The sequence below is a fragment of the Pseudoalteromonas maricaloris genome (genome assembly GCF_024746855.1).
Classification (GTDB): Bacteria; Pseudomonadota; Gammaproteobacteria; order Enterobacterales; family Alteromonadaceae; genus Pseudoalteromonas; species Pseudoalteromonas maricaloris.
On record NZ_CP024625.1, the window covers coordinates 1,208,514 to 1,228,180 of the forward strand.

General features: G+C 44.5%; 16 protein-coding genes. 8 read left to right on the forward strand and 8 right to left on the reverse strand.

The window, feature by feature from the left end:
* Window positions 1-2 precede the first annotated feature (2 nt).
* Window positions 3-1,745, forward strand: a complete 1,743-nt coding sequence (gene ggt, locus CTT31_RS05220; RefSeq protein ID WP_211859472.1) for a gamma-glutamyltransferase — start codon at window positions 3-5, stop codon at window positions 1,743-1,745.
* Window positions 1,746-1,971: 226 nt separating this feature from the next.
* On the opposite strand, the gene CTT31_RS05225 is transcribed toward ggt, so the two are convergent.
* Together CTT31_RS05225 and CTT31_RS05230 are read right to left on the reverse strand one after the other, a co-directional pair.
* On the reverse strand, window positions 1,972-2,445 hold the full coding sequence (locus CTT31_RS05225; protein ID WP_211859473.1) for a hypothetical protein: 474 nt from the start codon (window positions 2,443-2,445) through the stop codon (window positions 1,972-1,974).
* A 6-nt stretch (window positions 2,446-2,451) separates the two neighbouring features.
* On the reverse strand, window positions 2,452-3,606 hold the full coding sequence (locus CTT31_RS05230) for a PepSY-associated TM helix domain-containing protein (RefSeq protein WP_260492134.1): 1,155 nt from the start codon (window positions 3,604-3,606) through the stop codon (window positions 2,452-2,454).
* Between the two features lie 318 nt (window positions 3,607-3,924).
* Between CTT31_RS05230 and CTT31_RS05235 the strand changes: the two genes are divergently transcribed.
* From CTT31_RS05235 to CTT31_RS05255, 5 genes are all read left to right on the forward strand, one after another.
* A complete protein-coding gene (locus tag CTT31_RS05235; RefSeq protein WP_370649632.1) occupies window positions 3,925-6,060 on the forward strand; it encodes a TonB-dependent siderophore receptor in 2,136 nt (711 codons plus the stop codon).
* Between the two features lie 106 nt (window positions 6,061-6,166).
* Complete coding sequence (locus CTT31_RS05240) at window positions 6,167-6,748, forward strand: hypothetical protein (RefSeq protein WP_260492136.1); 582 nt, start codon at window positions 6,167-6,169, stop codon at window positions 6,746-6,748.
* 207 nt (window positions 6,749-6,955) lie between these two features.
* Window positions 6,956-7,564 (forward strand): hypothetical protein, encoded by a 609-nt coding sequence (locus tag CTT31_RS05245; RefSeq protein WP_260492137.1) that lies wholly within the window; start codon window positions 6,956-6,958, stop codon window positions 7,562-7,564.
* 79 nt (window positions 7,565-7,643) lie between these two features.
* Window positions 7,644-8,228 (forward strand): hypothetical protein, encoded by a 585-nt coding sequence (locus CTT31_RS05250; protein WP_260492138.1) that lies wholly within the window; start codon window positions 7,644-7,646, stop codon window positions 8,226-8,228.
* Between the two features lie 12 nt (window positions 8,229-8,240).
* Complete coding sequence (locus CTT31_RS05255; RefSeq protein WP_260492139.1) at window positions 8,241-8,753, forward strand: hypothetical protein; 513 nt, start codon at window positions 8,241-8,243, stop codon at window positions 8,751-8,753.
* A gap of 61 nt (window positions 8,754-8,814) precedes the next feature.
* Here the strand turns inward: CTT31_RS05255 and CTT31_RS05260 are convergent, their stop codons facing one another.
* A complete protein-coding gene (locus CTT31_RS05260) occupies window positions 8,815-9,393 on the reverse strand; it encodes a TetR/AcrR family transcriptional regulator (RefSeq protein ID WP_260492140.1) in 579 nt (192 codons plus the stop codon).
* Window positions 9,394-9,501: 108 nt separating this feature from the next.
* Between CTT31_RS05260 and CTT31_RS05265 the strand changes: the two genes are divergently transcribed.
* The gene (locus tag CTT31_RS05265) at window positions 9,502-10,701 is read left to right on the forward strand and encodes an MFS transporter (RefSeq protein ID WP_260492141.1); all 1,200 of its coding nucleotides are present in this window, start codon (window positions 9,502-9,504) and stop codon (window positions 10,699-10,701) included.
* A gap of 16 nt (window positions 10,702-10,717) precedes the next feature.
* On the opposite strand, the gene CTT31_RS05270 is transcribed toward CTT31_RS05265, so the two are convergent.
* The 3 genes from CTT31_RS05270 to CTT31_RS05280 all read right to left on the reverse strand — a co-directional run bounded on the left by CTT31_RS05270 (window position 10,718) and on the right by CTT31_RS05280 (window position 15,895).
* Window positions 10,718-12,163, reverse strand: a complete 1,446-nt coding sequence (locus CTT31_RS05270) for a metallophosphoesterase (protein ID WP_260492142.1) — start codon at window positions 12,161-12,163, stop codon at window positions 10,718-10,720.
* Between the two features lie 91 nt (window positions 12,164-12,254).
* Entirely contained in the window at window positions 12,255-14,243 is a 1,989-nt protein-coding gene (locus tag CTT31_RS05275; protein ID WP_260492143.1) for a hypothetical protein, read from the reverse strand.
* Between the two features lie 50 nt (window positions 14,244-14,293).
* Entirely contained in the window at window positions 14,294-15,895 is a 1,602-nt protein-coding gene (locus CTT31_RS05280) for a hypothetical protein (RefSeq protein WP_069022702.1), read from the reverse strand.
* A 368-nt stretch (window positions 15,896-16,263) separates the two neighbouring features.
* Here CTT31_RS05280 and CTT31_RS05285 point away from each other — a divergent pair, with 368 nt between their 5' ends.
* On the forward strand, window positions 16,264-16,734 hold the full coding sequence (locus CTT31_RS05285) for a hypothetical protein (protein WP_039491112.1): 471 nt from the start codon (window positions 16,264-16,266) through the stop codon (window positions 16,732-16,734).
* Between the two features lie 45 nt (window positions 16,735-16,779).
* Here the strand turns inward: CTT31_RS05285 and CTT31_RS05290 are convergent, their stop codons facing one another.
* Together CTT31_RS05290 and CTT31_RS05295 are read right to left on the reverse strand one after the other, a co-directional pair.
* Window positions 16,780-18,396 (reverse strand): soluble NSF attachment family protein, encoded by a 1,617-nt coding sequence (locus CTT31_RS05290; protein ID WP_260492144.1) that lies wholly within the window; start codon window positions 18,394-18,396, stop codon window positions 16,780-16,782.
* Between the two features lie 228 nt (window positions 18,397-18,624).
* Window positions 18,625-19,515 (reverse strand): DMT family transporter, encoded by an 891-nt coding sequence (locus tag CTT31_RS05295; RefSeq protein ID WP_211859483.1) that lies wholly within the window; start codon window positions 19,513-19,515, stop codon window positions 18,625-18,627.
* Window positions 19,516-19,667: the final 152 nt, after the last annotated feature.

Consider the following 19,667-nt stretch of genomic DNA (forward strand, 5'->3'; position numbering starts at 1 on the left):
AGATGCGTAAATTAACAGCCTTGGTGTGGACTTGCTCTGTTTCCTTGTGCGTGGGTGTTGCGTTTGGTAACACGGCGCAAGCTGACGAGTCACCAATATTTAGTTCTAAAGCCACAGCACAGCCAATATGGGCTGAGCATGGCATGGTATCTAGCCAAGAGGCACTTGCCAGTCAGGTTGGGGTGGAGATTTTAAAGCAAGGAGGTAATGCTGTTGATGCGGCTGTCGCAGTAGGTTTTAGTCTTGCAGTGACTTTGCCAAGGGCCGGAAATATCGGCGGTGGTGGCTTTATGCTAGTGCATCTGGCAAAAGAGAATAAAACCATCGCGATTGATTATCGCGAAATGGCACCGAGCCGTGCGCACAAAGATATCTTTATTGATGAAAATGGCGAGGTAAACCCAAAGCTAAGCCTTCAGCACGGCCTTGCCGTGGGTGTTCCCGGAACTGTTATGGGGATGGAGTTAGCACTCGAAAAATACGGCACCATGACACTTAACCAAGTTATTCAGCCTGCAATAAAATTGGCGCGAGATGGCATTAAAGTGACCTCTGATTTAGCTAATTCGCTTTCTCATAGTTACATTAAAGAACGAATGCTGAGTGTGCCGGCGTCTAAGGCTGTGTTTTATAAAAAAGATGGTAGCAGCTACAAGCCAAATGAATGGCTGGTGCAAGCAGATCTTGCCCACTCTTTAGCGCTGATCGCTGAAAAAGGCAGCGCGGGCTTTTATCAGGGCGAGACAGCAAAGAAAATTGTTGCTGCGGTAGAAGCAGCTGGTGGCATTATGTCGCTGGATGATTTAAAAGGCTATAAAGCGGTAGAGCGTGAGCCGGTAAAAGGCACATACCGCGGCTACGACATCGTTTCTATGCCGCCTCCTTCATCTGGTGGTGTGCATATCATAGAGATGCTGAACATGCTGGAGCAATATCCTATTGGTGAGCTTGGGCATAATAGCGCTGCTACCGTCCATTTAATGGCTGAGGTCATGAAGCGTGCGTATGCTGACCGCAGTGAATATTTGGGCGACCCCGATTTCTACGACGTACCCGTTAAAGCATTGGTGGATAAGCAATATGCAAAGCAGCGCAGTAAACAAATAAACGCAGACAAAGCGACGCCAAGCCGTGAGGTTAAGCCCGGTAAATTATTACCTTATGAGAGTAACCAAACCACGCATTATTCTGTGGTAGATAAGTGGGGCAATGCGGTGAGTAACACTTACACGCTCAATTTTAGCTATGGCTCAGGTATTGTCGCGGCTGGCACAGGCATTCTACTTAACAACGAAATGGATGATTTCTCGGCAAAGCCCGGCACACCAAACGGTTTTGGTTTGGTTGGTGGAGAAGCTAACGCTGTTGAAGGCAAGAAGCGCCCGCTGAGCTCGATGACACCGACGATTGTAATGAAAGAGGGTAAACCCTTTTTGGTAACGGGTAGCCCAGGTGGCTCGCGTATTATCACCACCACGCTGCAAATCATTATGAATGTTATTGATCATGGCTTGAATATCGCAGAAGCAACTGTGGCTCCGCGTATTCACCACCAATGGTTACCAGATGAAATTCGTATTGAACGTAGCTTAAATGTGGATACTCGACGTCTACTTGAAAACAAAGGACACACACTTTCAGAGCAGAATGCGATGGGCTCAACCCAGTCAATCTTGCTTACCGAGAAAGGTCTATTTGGCTCCTCAGATCCAAGGCGTGCAGATAGCGCTGCGGTGGGGTACTAATACCAATTGAATTAATTCTCTAATCAATTTGAAGGGTGAAATAGCATATTAGCTACGTTAAAAATTTCTCATTTAGAACAACTAAATAGCAAAATTTTTGCCTTGCTACTAAAGCTATTTCCCCGCTTCAAGATAGATCATTTACTTAATACAACTGGTATAATATCCTGATTTCCATTGAGTCCTAAGTGTAAGTCAAATCGAGTAGGGGCGAGATGCCCCTTTTCTATGCGCTTTCTTTGATTAAATACTCTGGCAGTGGCCAATTCATGACGATGACTTCGCCTTGCCAAGTTTCAATCGTCAGCCAAACCCTGTCGTCTTTTGATAATGTTTTCTTTGCTAAAGCATGTACGTGTTGACCGTGTTTTGTGCCGTGAAGGATCCCGAGCTCATGCTCCATAAGCTGTGCAAGTGGCATCGCGTTGGGGCCGATATTGAGATAGCCTTGACGCATAGAATCAACATCGCCTTTATTAAATAGCAATAAGAAGTCTTTGACGTATAAGTTATCGTGGATGTATGGCGGCTTGTCGTCAAAAGGCATTGGTGTAATGCTGTACTTTCCAAGTGTTTGCTCCGCCAATGGAGCGGGAAATTCTGGATGTAATGATTGATAATAAAACCAAGCTGGCAATACCAGCAATAGAGCATTTAACCAATATTTATTGTGTTGTATAAAGCGTTTGACTGCATTCATGGCGATTTACCCTTGTTGTGCTTTTAGTTGTCTTGCATTGCTTCGTTCTTGGCTACGCGCGCGTTTGGTCCGAAGCTGATACATGATAAATCCGGTAACTGACATCCCGGATAAAATACAGCCAAAAATAAACCAGATGACTTTTGTCCAGATCCCTCCAATGGTGCCGTAGTGCAGTGGATCTGTGATGTGCATAACCGTTTGTAAGCCTGTCATTGAATCAGGGTTTGCATGATGAACGACTGTATCATTCCAAGTGTTGTAGGCAATATTAATGCTGTAATCGTCATAGAGTACATAGTCGTTTGCGCCACTGATTTTAAGCGTATCGCGGTTATGCTCAGGTAGCATGATGTAACTTGGGCGAAAGTCAGTGTACTGTTGTTGGGTTTCAGCGAGCGCTAGATCAACACTGGTCTCTACTGCATTCGCGTTTATTGTTGAGTTGGGTATATTCGCTGCATTTAATGTTTCATGATGTTCGAGTTCAACACCAGCATGCCACAGCACCGCTTGCGTTAAATACCACAGTCCGGTAAGGCTCATTACGGCCATAAACCAAAGCGACCATACTCCACTGAGTTTATGGATGTCAGCGGCAAGGGTGCGACCACCTTGTGATTTACGCAGCTTAAACTGAAAAAACGCTAACCAAAACTTTTTGTATACCACCAGGCCTGTGATCAACGCGCCCAATAGGATCAGTGACATAAACGCCACTAAATAGTAACCAACACTATAGCCATTTTGCCATGGAAATAGCAGCCAGCCATGTAGTGAACGCATAAAATTAATAAACGTATTGCCGTCATTTATTTCCTGAACAGCTCCTGTGTACTGGTTTACGTATGCAAGCGCATAGGGCTTGTCGACGTCGGTAAACATCACCACGTAGGTCAAATAGGGCTCTCTCACATTGAGCCCCATGACATCTGCACTTGGGTGCTCATCCTTAAACGCGCGTAACACTGAGCCCGCTGACATCTCACTTACTTGACTGGGGTTATGTGCCCGAGAATCAGGGTTGGTAAGCCATGTAAGTTCATGGCTGAAAACGGAAATGGTACCTGTGATACAAATAAAGCAAAACAGTAGCCATATTGGCAGTGAAAACCAACCATGCAACTGAAACCAAAACTTGTTGCTTATTTTCTTTGCCATTGTGTGTTCCTAGTTTTTTGAATGACGGCGACAAATTAAAGCTGAGGGAGTATTTGCGCAAAAATGTAAATAAAGTATATCTTTTTAAAAGTGTAAATAGCAATTATATTCATTTGGATGTGCGTTAAATGGCATGTTTTATTCGTTTAGCGGTTTATATTACTCGTTTCCTTTATGGGAAAATTGTTTTAAATTAGTTAGTTACTGTTTTTGGGAACGTTCCTTAAATCGGGTTCGAAACTGGTTGTAATTCATCTTAATGTTATTGCTAATGGTTATCATCTGCATTATTATCGTTTCAATTTTTACAATATTAGGATGAACCCAGTGAACACTCTGCCTCTCAAAACGCTCTCATTTGCTGTTATGGCAGCGCTCGGCACGTCAGCATTACAGGTGCAAGCAGCACAGCAAGATAATGAAGAAATTGAAAAAATAGTTGTGACGGGAAAATACACCGTCAATGAAGTGATAGACACCGCAACTGGCTTAGGGTTATCTCTTCTTGAGACGCCGCAATCTGTTAGCGTTATTACCGCTGCACGGATCAAAGAGCAAAAGCTCGATACGTTGACCGACACCGTATTAAATGCGATTGGGGTGTCAGCGAAAGAAGTTGATAATGTTCGTAATACGTTGCAGTCACGTGGCTTTGACATTACCAATTATCAAATTGACGGCGTTCCTTTGTCATGGAGTTTGGCGGGGGATTCAGGTGAAACCATCGCGGATGTTGCGATATATGAGCGCGTGGAGTTTGTGCGTGGTGCAACGGGGTTATTAACCGGCGCGGGCGATCCTTCAGCTTCTATTAACCTAGTACGCAAACATGCAAATAGCACCGACCTCAAAGGGTCTGCTAGTGTCTCTTTGGGGAGCTGGAACAATAAAGAAGTGATGGTAGACATTGCCAATGGATTAACTAACGATGGCAGTGTGCGTGGACGTGTGGTGGCGAAGTATGAAGAAGGTGACTCGTATTTAGATCTCTTTTCTGACGAAAGTACCGTGCTTTATGGGGTACTAGAAGCGGATTTAAGCACGCATTCGACGATCCGCGTTGGTGCTAGCTATCAGCGTAACGATCCTACCAGTCCAACTTGGGGGGCACTACCTACTTTCTTTACCGATGGAAGTAAAACAGACTGGGAAGTCGAAAAAACCACGGCTGCAAATTGGACAGAGTGGCAAACTACTGGCACCAATGCTTTTGTGAACTTTAGTCACAACTTTGCAAATGGCTGGGAACTGGTTGCCAATTACAACAAGCTGAAATACGAGCAAGATACAGAGCTGCTGTATTTATTCGGCACGTTGGATAAAACAACGGGTGAGGGCTTAGCTTCTTGGCCTTATAAAAGTACAGGTGAAAGTAACCAAGACAGCTTTGATATCCAGCTTAAAGGTTTTTATCAACTCGCCGGTCGTGAGCATGATTTCGTAACTGGCGCGCTTTACAGTGAGCAAAGTGCCGATACACTCACTTTCGCTGCGCTCGATAATGCCTTTTTGCCAGTTGGCAATTTTTACGAGTGGGACGGCAATTTCCCTGAGCCGACGTGGGGCACAGAAACCTCAGTTGCTCAAGATATGGATACCGAGCAAAAAGGGTTTTACGCCGCAACAAGGCTAAATCTTAGCGATGAACTTAAAGTAATAGCGGGTGGTCGGTTGTCGAGCTGGGAGCGCGAAGGCGAAAGCTATGGCGTCATCACTGATTTTGGCGACAATGGCGTATTTATACCTTACGCTGGTGCCTTGTACGACTTGTCGACAACGCAGCGAGTGTATGCAAGTTACACTGAAATATTCCAGCCGCAAAATGCCCAAGACCGTAATGGTGATTTCCTTGATCCAATCAAAGGAAAATCATACGAAGTGGGGCTAAAAAGCACCTATCTAGACGACATGCTGCAAACAACACTGGCGATTTTCCAAATCGAACAAGATAATTTAGCTCAAGATGATGTTGGATACATAGTTCCGGGTTCGGTAAATACAGTCGCGCAATATGCTGCTGAAGGCACAACCAGTAAAGGCTTCGAATTTGAAGTGGTGGGTCAGTTAACTGACGGTTTTGATGTGCATTTGGGTTATTCACAATTCAAAGCAGAAGATGCCAATGGCGTTGAAGTAAATACGGATAACCCAAGAAAGCAATTTAAGTTGTATACGACTTACCAATTTGTGAATGCTTTACCTGAGTTGACGATTGGTGGTGGCGTGAACTGGCAGGATGACACTTATTCAGTAACGGGCAACGATAGGCTAGAGCAAGATGCCTATGCATTGGTTAGCTTGATGGCAAACTACGCACTCGCAGACAATATGGCGCTACAACTCAACGTAGAAAACCTCTTCGATGAAAAGTACTACAGCCAAATTGGCTTCTTTGATCAGTATCGCTATGGTGCGCCGAGAAATTACAGCTTAAGTTTTAGCTATGATTTTTAGCAGACTGTAAACTAACTAAGCGTGGCTGATAGGCCACGCTGTTGTTCATTGTCTATTTATTGCAAGTTGTATATGCTTACAACACATCATTTAAAAGGAATTTATAATGAGTTTATCCCCATTACTGCTGGTCGTTGGCTTATTGGTAAATATAAGTACAGCCTCAGCCGCACCCAACAATCAATATGTGATTAGTCAACTACAACCGCTGACTGGTGAATTCCCCACGATACAGAGTGACGTTGATAGGCAAGCTCTTGCGCTGCAGGTTATGGCCGAGCTAGATGAAAGCAATCGCCGACTGCGCAGCAAACGTGAAGAATGCAACAAGGTTACGACTGTTCTAAACAACTCGCAATTTAGCACGCTCAACATTGAGGTAGACTACTATCTTCCTGTACTCAGTTATTTTAACTACTTAAACAAATATCAGTGTGAATCTGCGGAGTTTAGTGATTTTTCACGGAGGTTTGCTGTCAGTTATGTAATGTTAAAAGATGAAAGACGCTTCGATAGGCTAAAGTTAATGAGCCTAGTACCTTCTCTCAGTTACAAGGAGTTCATGGAAGCCGATGAAACATTCAATACCTTACCCCAACCCGTGAAAGAGGCTGCGCTGAAAGCTGATTTTCTAAAAAACAACTTTAATTATGTTGAAAGCTTATTGCCAGTTTTGACATCTAAGTGATTAAAGGTGTCTGTGGTGAAATCTCGTTTATTCGTTTTGATACTGTTTGGGTTTCACGAATAAGTTGTTGTAGCGTTTCGTAAAATAACCTCGTGTAAGGCGACTTAGCGTAAACCGAGATGAATGGTGTTGCTCTAGCGCCAAAAATACATAGTTTATCATTGCGGCGACTATATTTTGAAGATCGGTCATTAACAGGAGGGAGTTTTGGAAAGTGACATCAAAAGGACACGAAGCTTAATAAAGCATTTAGTAATAGCGCTACTATCAGTCGCTGCTATGGGTATTGTTAATGCCAAAACTTCAATGACTTACACTGAATTGTATAACAAGCTACCGCTAAGCGAATCAGAGTTTACTTCTTTACAGAGTGAGTTTGATTTAAAGTCGAGTGAGCACGCGACGATGATGGAGTTATTATCAAGCTATAACTCGCTACATAAAAGAAGAATGAGCTGTCGAGCTGTCGACAACACACTTACAGTAAAACAAATGGATGCATTGAGCATTGACAAAACACATTACGTAACAGTGTTATTTTACGTCGATAGTGTAAACAAAAGTCGGTGTGAGCGAGCAGCGTATGAGCACTTTTTGAGATTACTTGCGGTCAATTTGGTTGTTCAAAAAGAGCCAAAAAGTGTTGAGCTAATAAATTCTATGAACATTTTATCATCTCGCCTTTATGGTGATTTTAGGGAGTTTAAAGCCGAGTTTAATCTCTTACCGAAACAAGTTCGAGAAACAGCTCTTAACGCTGACTACTTAAACAAGAACTTCAATTTATTTGCTACGCTTGACAGTGTGATGGAATAAACCAGTGCTGCAGGCCATGCCTCTGCAGGGCCTGTATGCTGCAGAAACTATAATAATATGATTGAAAAGGAATTTTACAGTGAATTTATCCTCAGCATTCTTAGTCGCGGGCTTATTGCTAAATGTGAGCACAGTGGCTGCTACACCTGATTATCAAGAGATACTTAACAAGCCACCTGTGCAGCCCAGCGAACTCAACACGCTACTGGACAATTTTGGAATAGAAGTTTTTGAACGACGGGCAATGTCAGCGCTTATAGAGAGCTATAACCGATTACAGAGTAAGCGCAAGGAATGTGAGAACGTGGATAATGTGTTGAACAAGTCGCAATTGAGCCCGCTAAAAATCAATATGAAGCACTACCCCTTAGTTCTTCATTACTTTGACGGTCTTAACAAAAATCAGTGCGAATCAGCAGAGTTTAGTGAATTTTCAAAGTTACTTGTCGTAAATCATGCAGCGAAAGGGCAGCATAGTGATTTCACCTTTTTAGAGGCCATCAATGCTGCGTCTTCTTCTCGCTATGCACACTTTATTGAAGCTGAAGCGAGGTTTAATGCCTTACCTGAGACGGTAAAAAAGGCCACACTAAAGGCGGGTTTTCTTCAGATCAACTTTAATTATCTTAAAAGCATAGAGCAGATCTACGGATTCGAACGATAGAAGGAATAATTGATGAATCGCCAGTTATTCATTTCGATATTGTTTGGACTTGTATTCGCACAACAAGCGAACGCTGAATCAATGTCAGTAGATCTTACGCCGACTATTGAATATCCAGTCGAACAACTTGAACCAGTTCAAAAGACGCTGCTTAGTGAGCTGTTAAATAGCGTAACACAACTGGGTGATAGAAAAGCGGCATGCGAAAGTGAGCGTGCTATTACAGAAGAGCAATTGCGCAGTCTTAATATTACCTCGCAGCAGCGAGGTATCGTTTTATCTTATTTTTATATTCACCAAAAAAGGGAATGTGAAGCCGAAGAATATGGCGAATTCGCCAGACTTGTTGCCGCGAATTTAGCGGTGCAAAAGCAGTCAGGAGTCTTAAGGTTCGTGAATGCGCTAAACACGGTAAGCTCCAGCGTTTATTTCGATTATGTTGAAACGGAGTTGGAGTTTAACCAGCTACCAGAAAGTGTTCGCAATAGAACCTACCAAGCCGAGTTTTTTACAGCATCCGTTTAGTCTTATGCATACGCTAGAACAGTTCGAATGATTCGGGCGTGATGTTCTTATTAAGTAAAATCTAAGCTGGCATAATACGGTTTAATAATTCGTATGCGGTACGTTTTGCATCATCTACGGCTTGCTCGGGTACTTGATGATTTGCAATCCAAAGCGCGAGACTCGTTAATCCACCATTGATAAATTGAGCGCTGGTTTTATGCGCTTGAGGACTCTGTTGCGGTGCGATTGCACTTAGTAACTGCGTGATTGATGCCACACACCCTGACGCTGCCTTTTCGAGTTGTTCAGGCTCTAATACCGACTGCGCATCACGTAATATAATACGTTGTATCTCGGGCTCCGTAGCCATATCCAAGTAAGTTTCTGCACGTTTCAAAAGCGCTTGCTGAGGTGAGGTTTCACTACGTTCAATATCACGGAGCCGGAGATCCATTTCACTATCTAATTGCTGTACTACCGCGTAAAACAACCCTTTTTTGTTGCCAAAGTGATGATACAGCGCTCCTCGAGTGAGTCCTACGTCCGCTGTTAGCTCTTCTAATGCCGTCCCTGCAAATCCTTTACTTGCAAAAAGCACTCTGGCTTGGGCCAATAGCTCGCTGCGGGTTTTCTCCATCATGCTGCTTCTTGTTGTCATTTTGCGATCCTTATTAAAAAACTACGCAATTTATAATTGACATACAGTGTGTATGTCAATTATTTTCACATACATACTGTATGTGAAAATAATCTCAAGGAGAGATCAATGAATAATCCTTACTCCGAAATTTTTAAGACAAAAGGAACTAAGCATTTTAGCTGTGCTGGTTTTATTGCTCGTATGCCGCTCTCTATGATGGCGATTGGGTTAATCACCATGCTTTCGCAACTCTATGACTCATATTGGATTGCAGGTTCCATTGCTGCGCTATTTACCTTCACCATGGCATTTGCTGCGCCGCAGTTGTCGCGACTGATTGATAGGGTAGGGCAACGCAAGGTTGTGATCCCTGCGGTTTTGTTTAGTGCAATATCTGCGCTGGCATTGTTGCTCCTAAGCCACTTGCAAGCGCCACTTTGGAGTCTCTATGTTTTAGCCATGTGTGCGGGCATTATGCCAAGTGTTCCGGCTTTAGTTCGGGCCAGGTGGAGCGCGATACAATCAGATCAAGGCTTACTTAATACGGCATATTCTTTTGAGTCGGTACTGGATGAAATTACCTTTGTGATAGGACCTCCACTTGCGATTGCATTGAGCAGCTTGCTCTTTCCTCAAGCCGGTCCGTTGCTAGCGGTTATTTTGTTTGTGATAGGCAGTATCTGGTTGGTGTCGCAAAAGGACACTGAGCCAAAAATAGAACAAAGTGAAAATCAGACCCGAACTTCCGCACTGGCTAACTCCACGGTTAAGTTGCTTAGTTTGGTGTTATTGGCGCTCGGTGTAATAGTTGGTGCTATCGATGTATTAAGTATCGCTTTTGCTCAGCTGCAAGGGATGCCAATTGCGGCCAGTTTAGTATTGTCGATGTACGCGCTTGGTTCTTGTATCGCTGGGTTTGGATTTGGGGCCATTAAGTGGCGTCTGTCTATGCCAGTACTGCTTGTACGTTTTGCGATGTTCACATTGATCGCGAGCGTGCTATTACTCAGTGTTAACCACGTTTATGGTCTGGCAGTAGTGATGTTTATTTCGGGACTCGCGTTTGCTCCAACCATGATCATTGCCATGGGTCTGGTTGAGCAAAGCGTACCAAAACACTTACTCACTGAAGCCTTAACTTGGCTAATTACTGGGCTTGGTGTAGGGATCGCAGGTGGGGCTGCGTTGACCGGCTGGGTCGTTGAACACCTTACCGTGGATCTTGGATTTGGGGTTGCAGTGGTCGCTGCTGCTACCGTGGTGTTACTCGCCAGGTATCAAAAACACGATGATAAAAGGCGAGCAACTCAAGTTGTCAGTGATTAGGATGTAAAAGTCGCGCTTACTTCGCGCGGCATACCGCTTGTTTATCTATAGTTTCGCTGCCGCAGGTTAGAAAAGCGGCACCACTTTCATCCAAAAACTCCCCTTGCCACGCGCCATCTTTGCCAAGCTTAATTGATAAAAAGCCGAACTTACCTTGCTCATTAACGATTGCGTTTTGGCTATCAAGTGCATAATCAAATTCGCTAAAGGCGTTGGTATCACTAAGGCTGACACCGCTATTACCGACAACAATTTGCGGAGGACGAGCGGTACTGGCGGCAAAGGTTGAAGACTGATAAATATGCATGTGTCCTGCGAGTGATAAAGTTACGTGTTCAGGCAATTTACCTTGTCTGGTGTTCTTCAGCGCGGTTTGCAACATCACGTTTAGTGTGTCTTTGGTTGTCGGGTCTTCAACGCCCCAGATGGGTCTGTGGCTCATAATCCACATGGGTTTGGCTTTGAGTAGTTCGCTTCTGACATTAAGTCGTTGATATTGCTGTTGGTAGACTTTTGTTAGGCCATTGTCTGCACTGGCATCACAGGCATTGGCGCTATCCATTACCCACACACTGAGCGGTTTTAAGTTGATGGTATAGGAGTTTTGCACAATGATATGGGCACTTGCAGATTGTGGCGGTTGATTATAATCCCCCTGTGCAGGACATTGCTTTTGCTCAATGGCATCAGGAAGGTTGGCTCCCGGGCCAAAAAAGTAAAACCAGCCAATTCCTGCGCGGCTACAAAGTTCATGATTGCCTCGTGCAAAAATCCATGGTGCGGTTGCTGAAAGATCCGTTGTTGCGGCAAAAAAGTCGGTTTGCCAGTTGCTCCATGTATCTGGTCTTGGGCTATTTAACGCGTTTTGACTGTAGTAGGTATCGTTGAGACCGCAGCTAGTACCACCATATCCACCATCGCCTGCGTCATAAGCATAGGTATCACCAGAAATCGCACCACCCGTGCCTCGATAGTTGAAATCCCCCATATGGAGCAACAATTGTGGTTGTTGCTTTGCCCCTTGCTCTGCGAGGGTTTTAAACGGCTCGGCGGCAGAGTTGTTTTCGCAAACTGATGATTTGCAGCCGGTATCGCCAAAAACCGCAATTTTATTCGGATCGAATGTCACAGGCGCTAACGAGAACTGGCTACCACTGACGGTATAAACCGTGTTTGGGGAGATTTTTGCTTCACATACTGAAACCGGAAAGTGTGTTTGGTCTGGACGCATTGCTCGCAACTGCATCGGCATGGATTTTTTACCAAAGAGCAAGCTTGGGCATTGATTGGCGTCGCTGAGCACGCCGTCAACAACGACGCGCGCGTAGATATTTGGGGCTTCAGTAGTGGAAGGCGCGAACATTGAGTAAGCGCCTAATACTTTGGTATTCGCTTGTTGGACTGCAAACGTGCTGCTACAAGCAATTAAATTGAGCGTCGCAATGGCGATGATGATGCGCATGACTTCATTCCTTTTTGAACAGTTGAATGAAGTTTAATGCATTGTTAACAATTTGCGAGTCTCGAATACGAATATCCTTATTCTTAGCTGATTATTGGTGGCTGCAGCGGTAGAAGCCGGTGACTGTGTCTTGGCTAAAACGTGTGCCGTTAACATAAGTGTCTTGGTTGATTTTACCAAACTGCGCTAGGTTAAATTGCAGCCGTGCAAGCATTTCAGCACTCGAGGCCTGCTCAAAGATTTCTGTTACCGGTGGATCGCCAACAAAGTTGGTATACCAAGGAAACCAAGAATTATCCTGCCCGCTGACTGTTTGATTCGGATAATAATTCCCCCCTTGCCAACGGTCGAAGGTAAGATCTTCGAGGCTAAATAGGCCAAAACCTGGCTGTGTCATACAAGCATCAGCCGCCTGATACTCAGGATAACCTGAGCTGGCAGCAAAATGATTACAAACATTATGTGGCAAATTACTGCTATTCGCCGCTTGATACTCAACCTTTCTAAACATCACAGGATGTGCGGGGCTTCCTGATGGGTAGACGATATTTGCCGCGACAGGTGAACCCCAGCGATAATGGTACATGGCCACTGCCAATCCTAAATCTTCCTTACTGGTGGCAACATTATCTGGATGAGTCCACACTCCACCCGGATCGGTTGGCGTTGCCCCACTTTTAAAAATAATCCCATATTGATTGTTTTCTAATTGATTCATTAGATTTGGCGTTGTGTTGTCAACTACCGTCGTTGGGATCATTGTGCTTGCGGCATTGGGAGTATAGGTGAGTGTTGGGTTATTTAATGCCTTCCAGCATAGCAAGCCATAACCATAACCACTGGCTATCATCGGGCAGCCAGACATTGCAGATGCCGATTGGTTGCTTTCATACGCATGTGTTGTTGAACGTGCCGAAACTTCGCCGGAGCTAACCAATATTCCCCACGCATTGCGAGTAATGCGAATATCAGCAAACTCGGTGTCAGGAATAAATACCGTTGTGGCCGAAATAACCTGTAGCCCTAAATCTAGTTCTAGTAGAGAGGTGGCAACGAGGGCGTCTTCATGAAGCTTTGGATACTGCGTCATAATCGTTTGCTGCGATGGTATAATCACAGCGTCTCTTGGTGATAATCCCAATAGATATAAGCGATCGTTATCAAGATAGCTTGCTAGTAAGCGTGATAGCTCAAGTTGTGCGATTGGACGCTTGGCTTGTATATTTGAGCGGGTATCCGTGAGGGTGAGGTCGGTATTTTGAAGCAGCAACCAATGCTTATCACTTAGGCCAACAACCTGAGTTTGATTAAGGGTGTGGCGAGATACGCTATCAGCTTGGCGAGTAACAATTAAACTATCGTCATTCAATGAATAGCTAGACTGTGTGGTGTCATTGTGGTGATGGCGCAGCGCCGGCGGCTGATATTGTCCGATTAAGGTGGTAAGTTCAATGCGAATGGCGTCGCGAGTACTTTGAATAAGCCAATTTCCGGTTTCATCTCGAACAAAAATAGCCGGACTATATTGGCCAGATTTATCCACGCTAAATGCTTGCCAAGTGGTATTACAGGCTTTGGCGCAGGAGGGGGAACTTCGAGTAAGGGATGACTTGTCTTTTGTCAGAGATTCGTCATAGTTATCATTAAACACAAAGGGTAACTCAGCTTTACCCGACGCGAGTTGTAACGTGAACAGTAAGCGCCGTTGATTGCCGCTGGCATAGAGTCTGTTTTCTTTTAGATAACCGAGCTGGAGTTGAGAGTAACTCTCTAACTTTTTCATGTTTCCAGCTTCACCTTGATAGCTGGGCTCATACGTCTCGCTATTGAATGGTGCGGTTTGCTCTAATTGGGGAAATTGCAGCGTTTGTTTGCAGGCATCTTCTGCGCATGTTTGTAAGGTGATCCTTTGGTCCTGATATTGAAAAGAATACCAAGGTGAAAGGGCTTGATAACCTTGTTGACCAGCGTGAAATAATAGCGGTAGGGTTGATGTGTCGTAGTGCTCTGACTCTGCTGAGGCGTTAACGCTTAAAGACAAAGCCCAGCAGGTAAGCGTGGTGGCGATGAACTTATTCATAATCTTTCCTTATTGGAGTAGGGCAGCGCATAGCCACCCTTAACAAAAACCTAGTGAATGATGCCTTGGCGTTGGCCCGCATTAACGGGTTTGTTGAGTTGGACAGAGAGCCAGTTTTCAACGTCACTACGTAACGACGCGTCGCTATCAGGACCGGATTGTGACGAATAGAACCATAACCCTGTTGGTGCTGGAGCATTGACATTGCTGCCACAGGTAAAGTGATTTGCCGCATACATCACCGCGCCTGAGCTACCATATTCGTAATGACTGTCCGAATAACCACCGTAGCCTCTGGCTTGCACCCGACCTTTTGAATCAAGGGTAAAGTGATACACTTCATTGGGTTGCAACAGAAAAGGACTGACATCGGACGAATCAAAGCGCGCGCGCATTGTGGTGGTAACACTGGCTTGATTACCCGAACGCGTGATCATGCCTGCCAAGTTGGTGATAAGCGCATCGGCCAATTGACCGTCCAGCAAGCTGCCAGGGTTGCCATTGACGATGGCTGAAGTAATGCCAAGTGCCGCTTTGACGACTCCAATGGTGGAGTTTAAATTCCATGTGGTGTTGTATCCCATGGCTGCGCCACCGGCTTTATTAAACAAGATGACTTCAGGTGCCGCTCCTGGCAAATCGACCGCAAATTTTGCGCCGTCAGTTGCATGTGAGTTGGTACCTTTTGACCAGATTTTTTTAGCTTGCCCGGTTACATGGTAGCGAGCTGAATAAGTGCCTCTGACTTCTAAATTGCCCGAACAGGCATTACTTTGATTACATGCAAATCCCCCAGTGTCTGCACACAACATTTTGACGTGGAACTCTGTCGAGTTATGGGCTGAGGTGTTGTCGAAACTGAGTGCTTTATTTTTTGACCAACGTTTCCCCTTAGCTGAGTGAAAGGCGCCGTAGGCTGAGGTATTGACATAAGCATGGTGCTTAGAAAAACCACTACCATCGCTGGTGGATGTGCTCCAAGGCGTTTGGGTTGATGGGTAGTTAGTTACCACTTGGCCTGTGCTGGTTGAAGGGGTCACCATCTGACATGAGCATTGTGACTTAGGTCCGAAGATGGGTTTTTTAGTCAGCAATTCTTTTAATTCGGCAAGAATATCTGACGGTAGCGTCCTATCGTATTCAAGTACCGAGAGCCCTTTACGTTTAGGAGCTGCGTACTCCTTGTGCCAAGTGCTGTATAGCTGCGGTGCATTTAGCTCTAAATGTTGGCTGAGCGTTGGCACTTTTTGCTGTTGTGTCCATTTTTCGAATACCGTCGGTTTAAATTGAATAAGATATCGAGTAAAGAAAAAGTTATCTTCAGGCGCTTGCTCGGTAAAAGCATTTTCCCATGCTGATAACACGTTTTGATCGATAGCTTTTGCTTGGCTTAGCATCTCGCCATCTCGATAGTCGCGGATCAAGCTATCGACGTAGCGGTCTAATTCATATTCTTCGTCGTTGTCGGAGATATATTCAAGCAAGGAAACACGGTCTTGAGACCAGTTTGAAATGGCTTGCCACGCTTCTGGGCTTACTTGAGAGGGAGCCATTTCTCCATATTCTTCTGCGGCTTGTAGCGAAATACTACCCAGTAACAACGTGCTGGTAACTAGGCTGACTAATTTTGGGGTGAAATTTCTCTGTTTCATTTTTCTATTCCTTCATCGTTGTGCTGAGTCAACATGCCTCATGCATTGTTAACTTGCCTTGTGATGTTGGAAACTTTTTCAGCGATTGAATAGGAGGTTGTAGGGCCAGCTAGGGTCAACTTGGGTAAAACCTTTGATATTAAACGGACGCCTTGGGTTAGGTAAGTTTTGATATCAAGCTGTGGTAAATAAAAACTTAAATATCAAAGGTCTGCTTATATTTTTACCCGAATTTACCCAATTGCCCCGTAACTTTTGCTGCAATCAATATTCGCTTGAGGCAGGATTTTGCTATCGCCGTTATTGGAGTCTCAGCGTGAGTACATTCGCAATCGAATAACGGTGTCATAACCAATAAGGAGACAGTTATGAGACGAGTAATAGTATTGGGAGCAACTTTGATTGCGAGCTTTGTACAAGCCCATAGCCCAGAAATGATAGCGCAGCTCGAAGTTGCTGATGGGGCGAAATGTCCAAAGCGGCAAACGATTCTGCTAGGTAAAATGACATTAACTGCTGGAACCTTTAAATATTTACACAGTGAAGGAAGTAACGTTTGTACCAGTCCTAAGCAGAGTATTTCTGGTCGCATTACACCACAACTAGATTGTGGCCAGTTTGATGATTGGCGGCTTGCTTATGATATGGGTAATAAAATGTGTCAATCTCTACATCAAAATATGAAAGGCTTTAGTAATAGCTTAAAGCCTGATATGGCAGTGTATCCACGCTTTGAAGGGCCTTTTGAATTTAAAGGAGACCGTCATCACCAAGAGTATGAGGCCGGTATGGGCGTGACCTTAGCATGTTATTTATGTGAGACCGCCACGGTTAACTAGGGCCTGTTAATACCAGAAGGGGCGAACGCCCCTTTGTTGTAGACATCAAGTAGCGTTGGAGCACGCTAAGATTTGCTCCAGTTGTGCAACTTTTTCACAAAGAGGTGCAGTATCGAAATTAGCGTCTTGGCATTGAGTGAGTACATATTGTGCCGTGGTAACAATATTTCGAATACGCGGCTTTTTGGGCAGCGTTTTGATATTAAGATAGCGTTCAAGAGTACGCACTCGTAAGCGACCATCATCGATATTCACTTTCCATACTTTGCTTTCTTCCGCTAATTCGACACGGGTTTTGCCACTACTTTGTTCCCAAAGCGTCAAAGTGAGTGTCATTACCTCAACCATCAATTGTCTAGCGGCCTGTTCGTCAATGCTCGTATGTTTACTGTGCAATCCATGAGTGCTGGTACGGGCGGTATAGTGAATAATGCAGTAAGTAAACAGCACACCCACTACAAATGCGATAAACCCGACGAGTACATGAGACAAAATACTTGTCTCTGTTTGGTGCTTAGGCGTGGCCAAGACGTTAGCGCTTTGAAGGCGAAATTGATAAAGATTTTCACTCTGCACACGACTACTTTTAAGCAAGTCATTATAACGCTGTGCGGTCTCTACCGCTTCTTTATAAGCGTGTGTTTGTAGTTGGGACTGCAATAAGGCAATGTAAAATAACTCCGTAAGCTGACTATTTTGCTGATTATGTGCTTCAAGCCCCTGTTTAAGTAACGTTTGTGCAGTTAGGTTTTCGCCCTCAAGCTGCTTGAGTTTGGCTTCAATAAGCAGAGCTCGCTGATCAACTTTACCGTGTTGAATTAGTTGCCGAGTACGTTTGAATGAATCGAGTTGCTGTTGTGCCTGAGTGATATGGTTTTGAGCAATGGCAATTTCGGCCAATAATAAATAGGCTCGAGACAATTGGGTATAGGCGCCGCTTTGTGTCAAAGGTTGAAGTAAATCTTCAATGATTTCAGTTGCTTTGTTGTAGTCGCGCTTTTTGTAGAAGACTTCCGCGATGCTTAGCAAGGTGTGGTTCGCTTTGACCTGGTCGCCCGCTTGCTGGTGGAGCGCATGGGCTTGACGAAACGATAGAATGGCATCATCCAACTGATTAATATCCCTCGATACATTCCCTAAATTGTTAAGCGTGATCGCTTGCCTCTGCAGGTCATTTGTTGCTTTCGCTATTTGGTAGCTTTCTAAAAATAAAGTAAGGGCAGTGTCTAAATCTCCTAGTGCCTGATAAGCATTAGCTAAATCGTTTGCCGATTTACCCAGGAGTTCGTTTTGTTGCAACTTAGCCGCAAGCGTTTGCGCTTCGTGGAAGCTCTCCAGCGCTTGAATATAATTGCGCTGGCGGTAACGATTAATACCACTTTGTCTTAACGCCTGAAAGCGTTGGAGTGTGGTTAACTTCCATGCTATCAACTCATCCAGAATTTGATTGCTGAGCTTTATGTCACCCGCTCGACGATACAAGCTAGCAAGCTCAAGGTGTGCATCAAAAGCTTGAGCTCCGTTGGGTTCAAGCGTTTCAAGATGTTGCTTACAAGACAAAATTTGGCTTGTGAGGTTAGCATTATTGGCACTTGGGCATTCTGAACCATGCGCCGGTAACACAACGAGCAGTAAAGCTAAAAGCAAAGCAAGCAAAGGCATAAATATTAGTCTGGATACATTGTTTTTACATATTAATATAGTGGTAACAAAAAGTCGTGTCTGCCTTTAATAAATCTCAGGTCGACTACTTTTTTGGATTTCACAACTGGTTAGCACCAAATGTTTAAATTTATCAGTATGACCAGACTACACTTGATACGGTCAGGCGGTTGCAGACAACGCATTAGATGGAGGCCAATATGCACACATATTAAGTGTGTATATTGGCTATCCTTTTAGCAATAAAAATACCCCAGCCAAAGCAATTAGGCCTCCAAACATCATAGACTTAGTAATAGCTTCTCTGCGCAGTAGCCCAATCGTCATGACCATGAGCGGTGCCGTTGCAAAGATGGTTTGTGCGATAGCGGGATCAGTATGATTAACGGAAATCAACTGTAGCCACAGCCCAATAAAGGTACCAAAAAACACTGCAACGAATAACCAGTTTTTACCGTCGATTTGTTTAAGTGTGAGTGCTTTAAACAGGCTTTGTGATCGCAAACAAACAACAATAAAGGCCACAAATAGGGTGCCGGATCCCAAGCGGATAAGTGCCGCCCACAAACTACTAATGCTTTCGTTATTTAGCGCACCTTTGGAAAGTACCATACCCGCCGCTTGGCAAATGGCAGCCGTGAGTGCAAAGCAGACTCCCAAGAGATAATGTTTTTTGTCTAGCACTGGCTGGCTTCTACTTGGCTTAATCGCTAGCATCACGCCAACAGTCGTCACTGCAATGCCGATCCAAGCGGATGCGCTGAGATAAACACCAAGAAGTACAATGTTTAAGATCCCCGCGATGGCAGGTGCAAGACTTTCAATAACCAAAGTGCGAGCAGGACCTATATTTCTAAGTGCGGCAAAGTAGGCGCTGTCACCAATTGCTATGCCCAGTACCCCACTGGCTATCAGCCAGCCCCAGCTCGAGAGTAAGGTCGGGTACATAGCATCACCTGCGATGATCAAACACAAGATCATCAAAGCAGAAGCGATGACGCCTTTGCTAACGTTCAACTCAAATGGACTAAGGTGATGGCTAAATCGTTTATACAGTATGGTTGAGCCAGCCCATACCCCAGCCGCCGCAATCGCTGCCGCTTCGCCAATACCAATCATAAATATCAAGTTTCTTGTGTTTATTTATATGGTGGCAAGTATACATAAATTGAAATAATCAGTGAGAGGTGAGACATCAAATTATTATTACAAATGTTTAGACGTCCATACATCTAGAGGTTGAAATTTTCCAGTTTTTGTCCATAATAATG

Bases quoted from the DNA above. Each gene is read 5' to 3' on its own strand.
- CTT31_RS05260 (WP_260492140.1), bottom strand. From the start codon at position 9,393: ATGACAACAAGAAGCAGCATGATGGAGAAAACCCGCAGCGAGCTATTG.
- CTT31_RS05285 (WP_039491112.1), top strand. From the start codon at position 16,264: ATGAGACGAGTAATAGTATTGGGAGCAACTTTGATTGCGAGCTTTGTA.
- CTT31_RS05290 (WP_260492144.1), bottom strand. From the start codon at position 18,396: ATGCCTTTGCTTGCTTTGCTTTTAGCTTTACTGCTCGTTGTGTTACCG.
- CTT31_RS05270 (WP_260492142.1), bottom strand. From the start codon at position 12,163: ATGCGCATCATCATCGCCATTGCGACGCTCAATTTAATTGCTTGTAGC.
- ggt (WP_211859472.1), top strand. From the start codon at position 3: ATGCGTAAATTAACAGCCTTGGTGTGGACTTGCTCTGTTTCCTTGTGC.
- CTT31_RS05275 (WP_260492143.1), bottom strand. From the start codon at position 14,243: ATGAATAAGTTCATCGCCACCACGCTTACCTGCTGGGCTTTGTCTTTA.
- CTT31_RS05230 (WP_260492134.1), bottom strand. From the start codon at position 3,606: ATGGCAAAGAAAATAAGCAACAAGTTTTGGTTTCAGTTGCATGGTTGG.
- CTT31_RS05240 (WP_260492136.1), top strand. From the start codon at position 6,167: ATGAGTTTATCCCCATTACTGCTGGTCGTTGGCTTATTGGTAAATATA.
- CTT31_RS05265 (WP_260492141.1), top strand. From the start codon at position 9,502: ATGAATAATCCTTACTCCGAAATTTTTAAGACAAAAGGAACTAAGCAT.
- CTT31_RS05295 (WP_211859483.1), bottom strand. From the start codon at position 19,515: ATGATTGGTATTGGCGAAGCGGCAGCGATTGCGGCGGCTGGGGTATGG.
- CTT31_RS05280 (WP_069022702.1), bottom strand. From the start codon at position 15,895: ATGAAACAGAGAAATTTCACCCCAAAATTAGTCAGCCTAGTTACCAGC.
- CTT31_RS05235 (WP_370649632.1), top strand. From the start codon at position 3,925: ATGAACCCAGTGAACACTCTGCCTCTCAAAACGCTCTCATTTGCTGTT.
- CTT31_RS05225 (WP_211859473.1), bottom strand. From the start codon at position 2,445: ATGAATGCAGTCAAACGCTTTATACAACACAATAAATATTGGTTAAAT.
- CTT31_RS05255 (WP_260492139.1), top strand. From the start codon at position 8,241: ATGAATCGCCAGTTATTCATTTCGATATTGTTTGGACTTGTATTCGCA.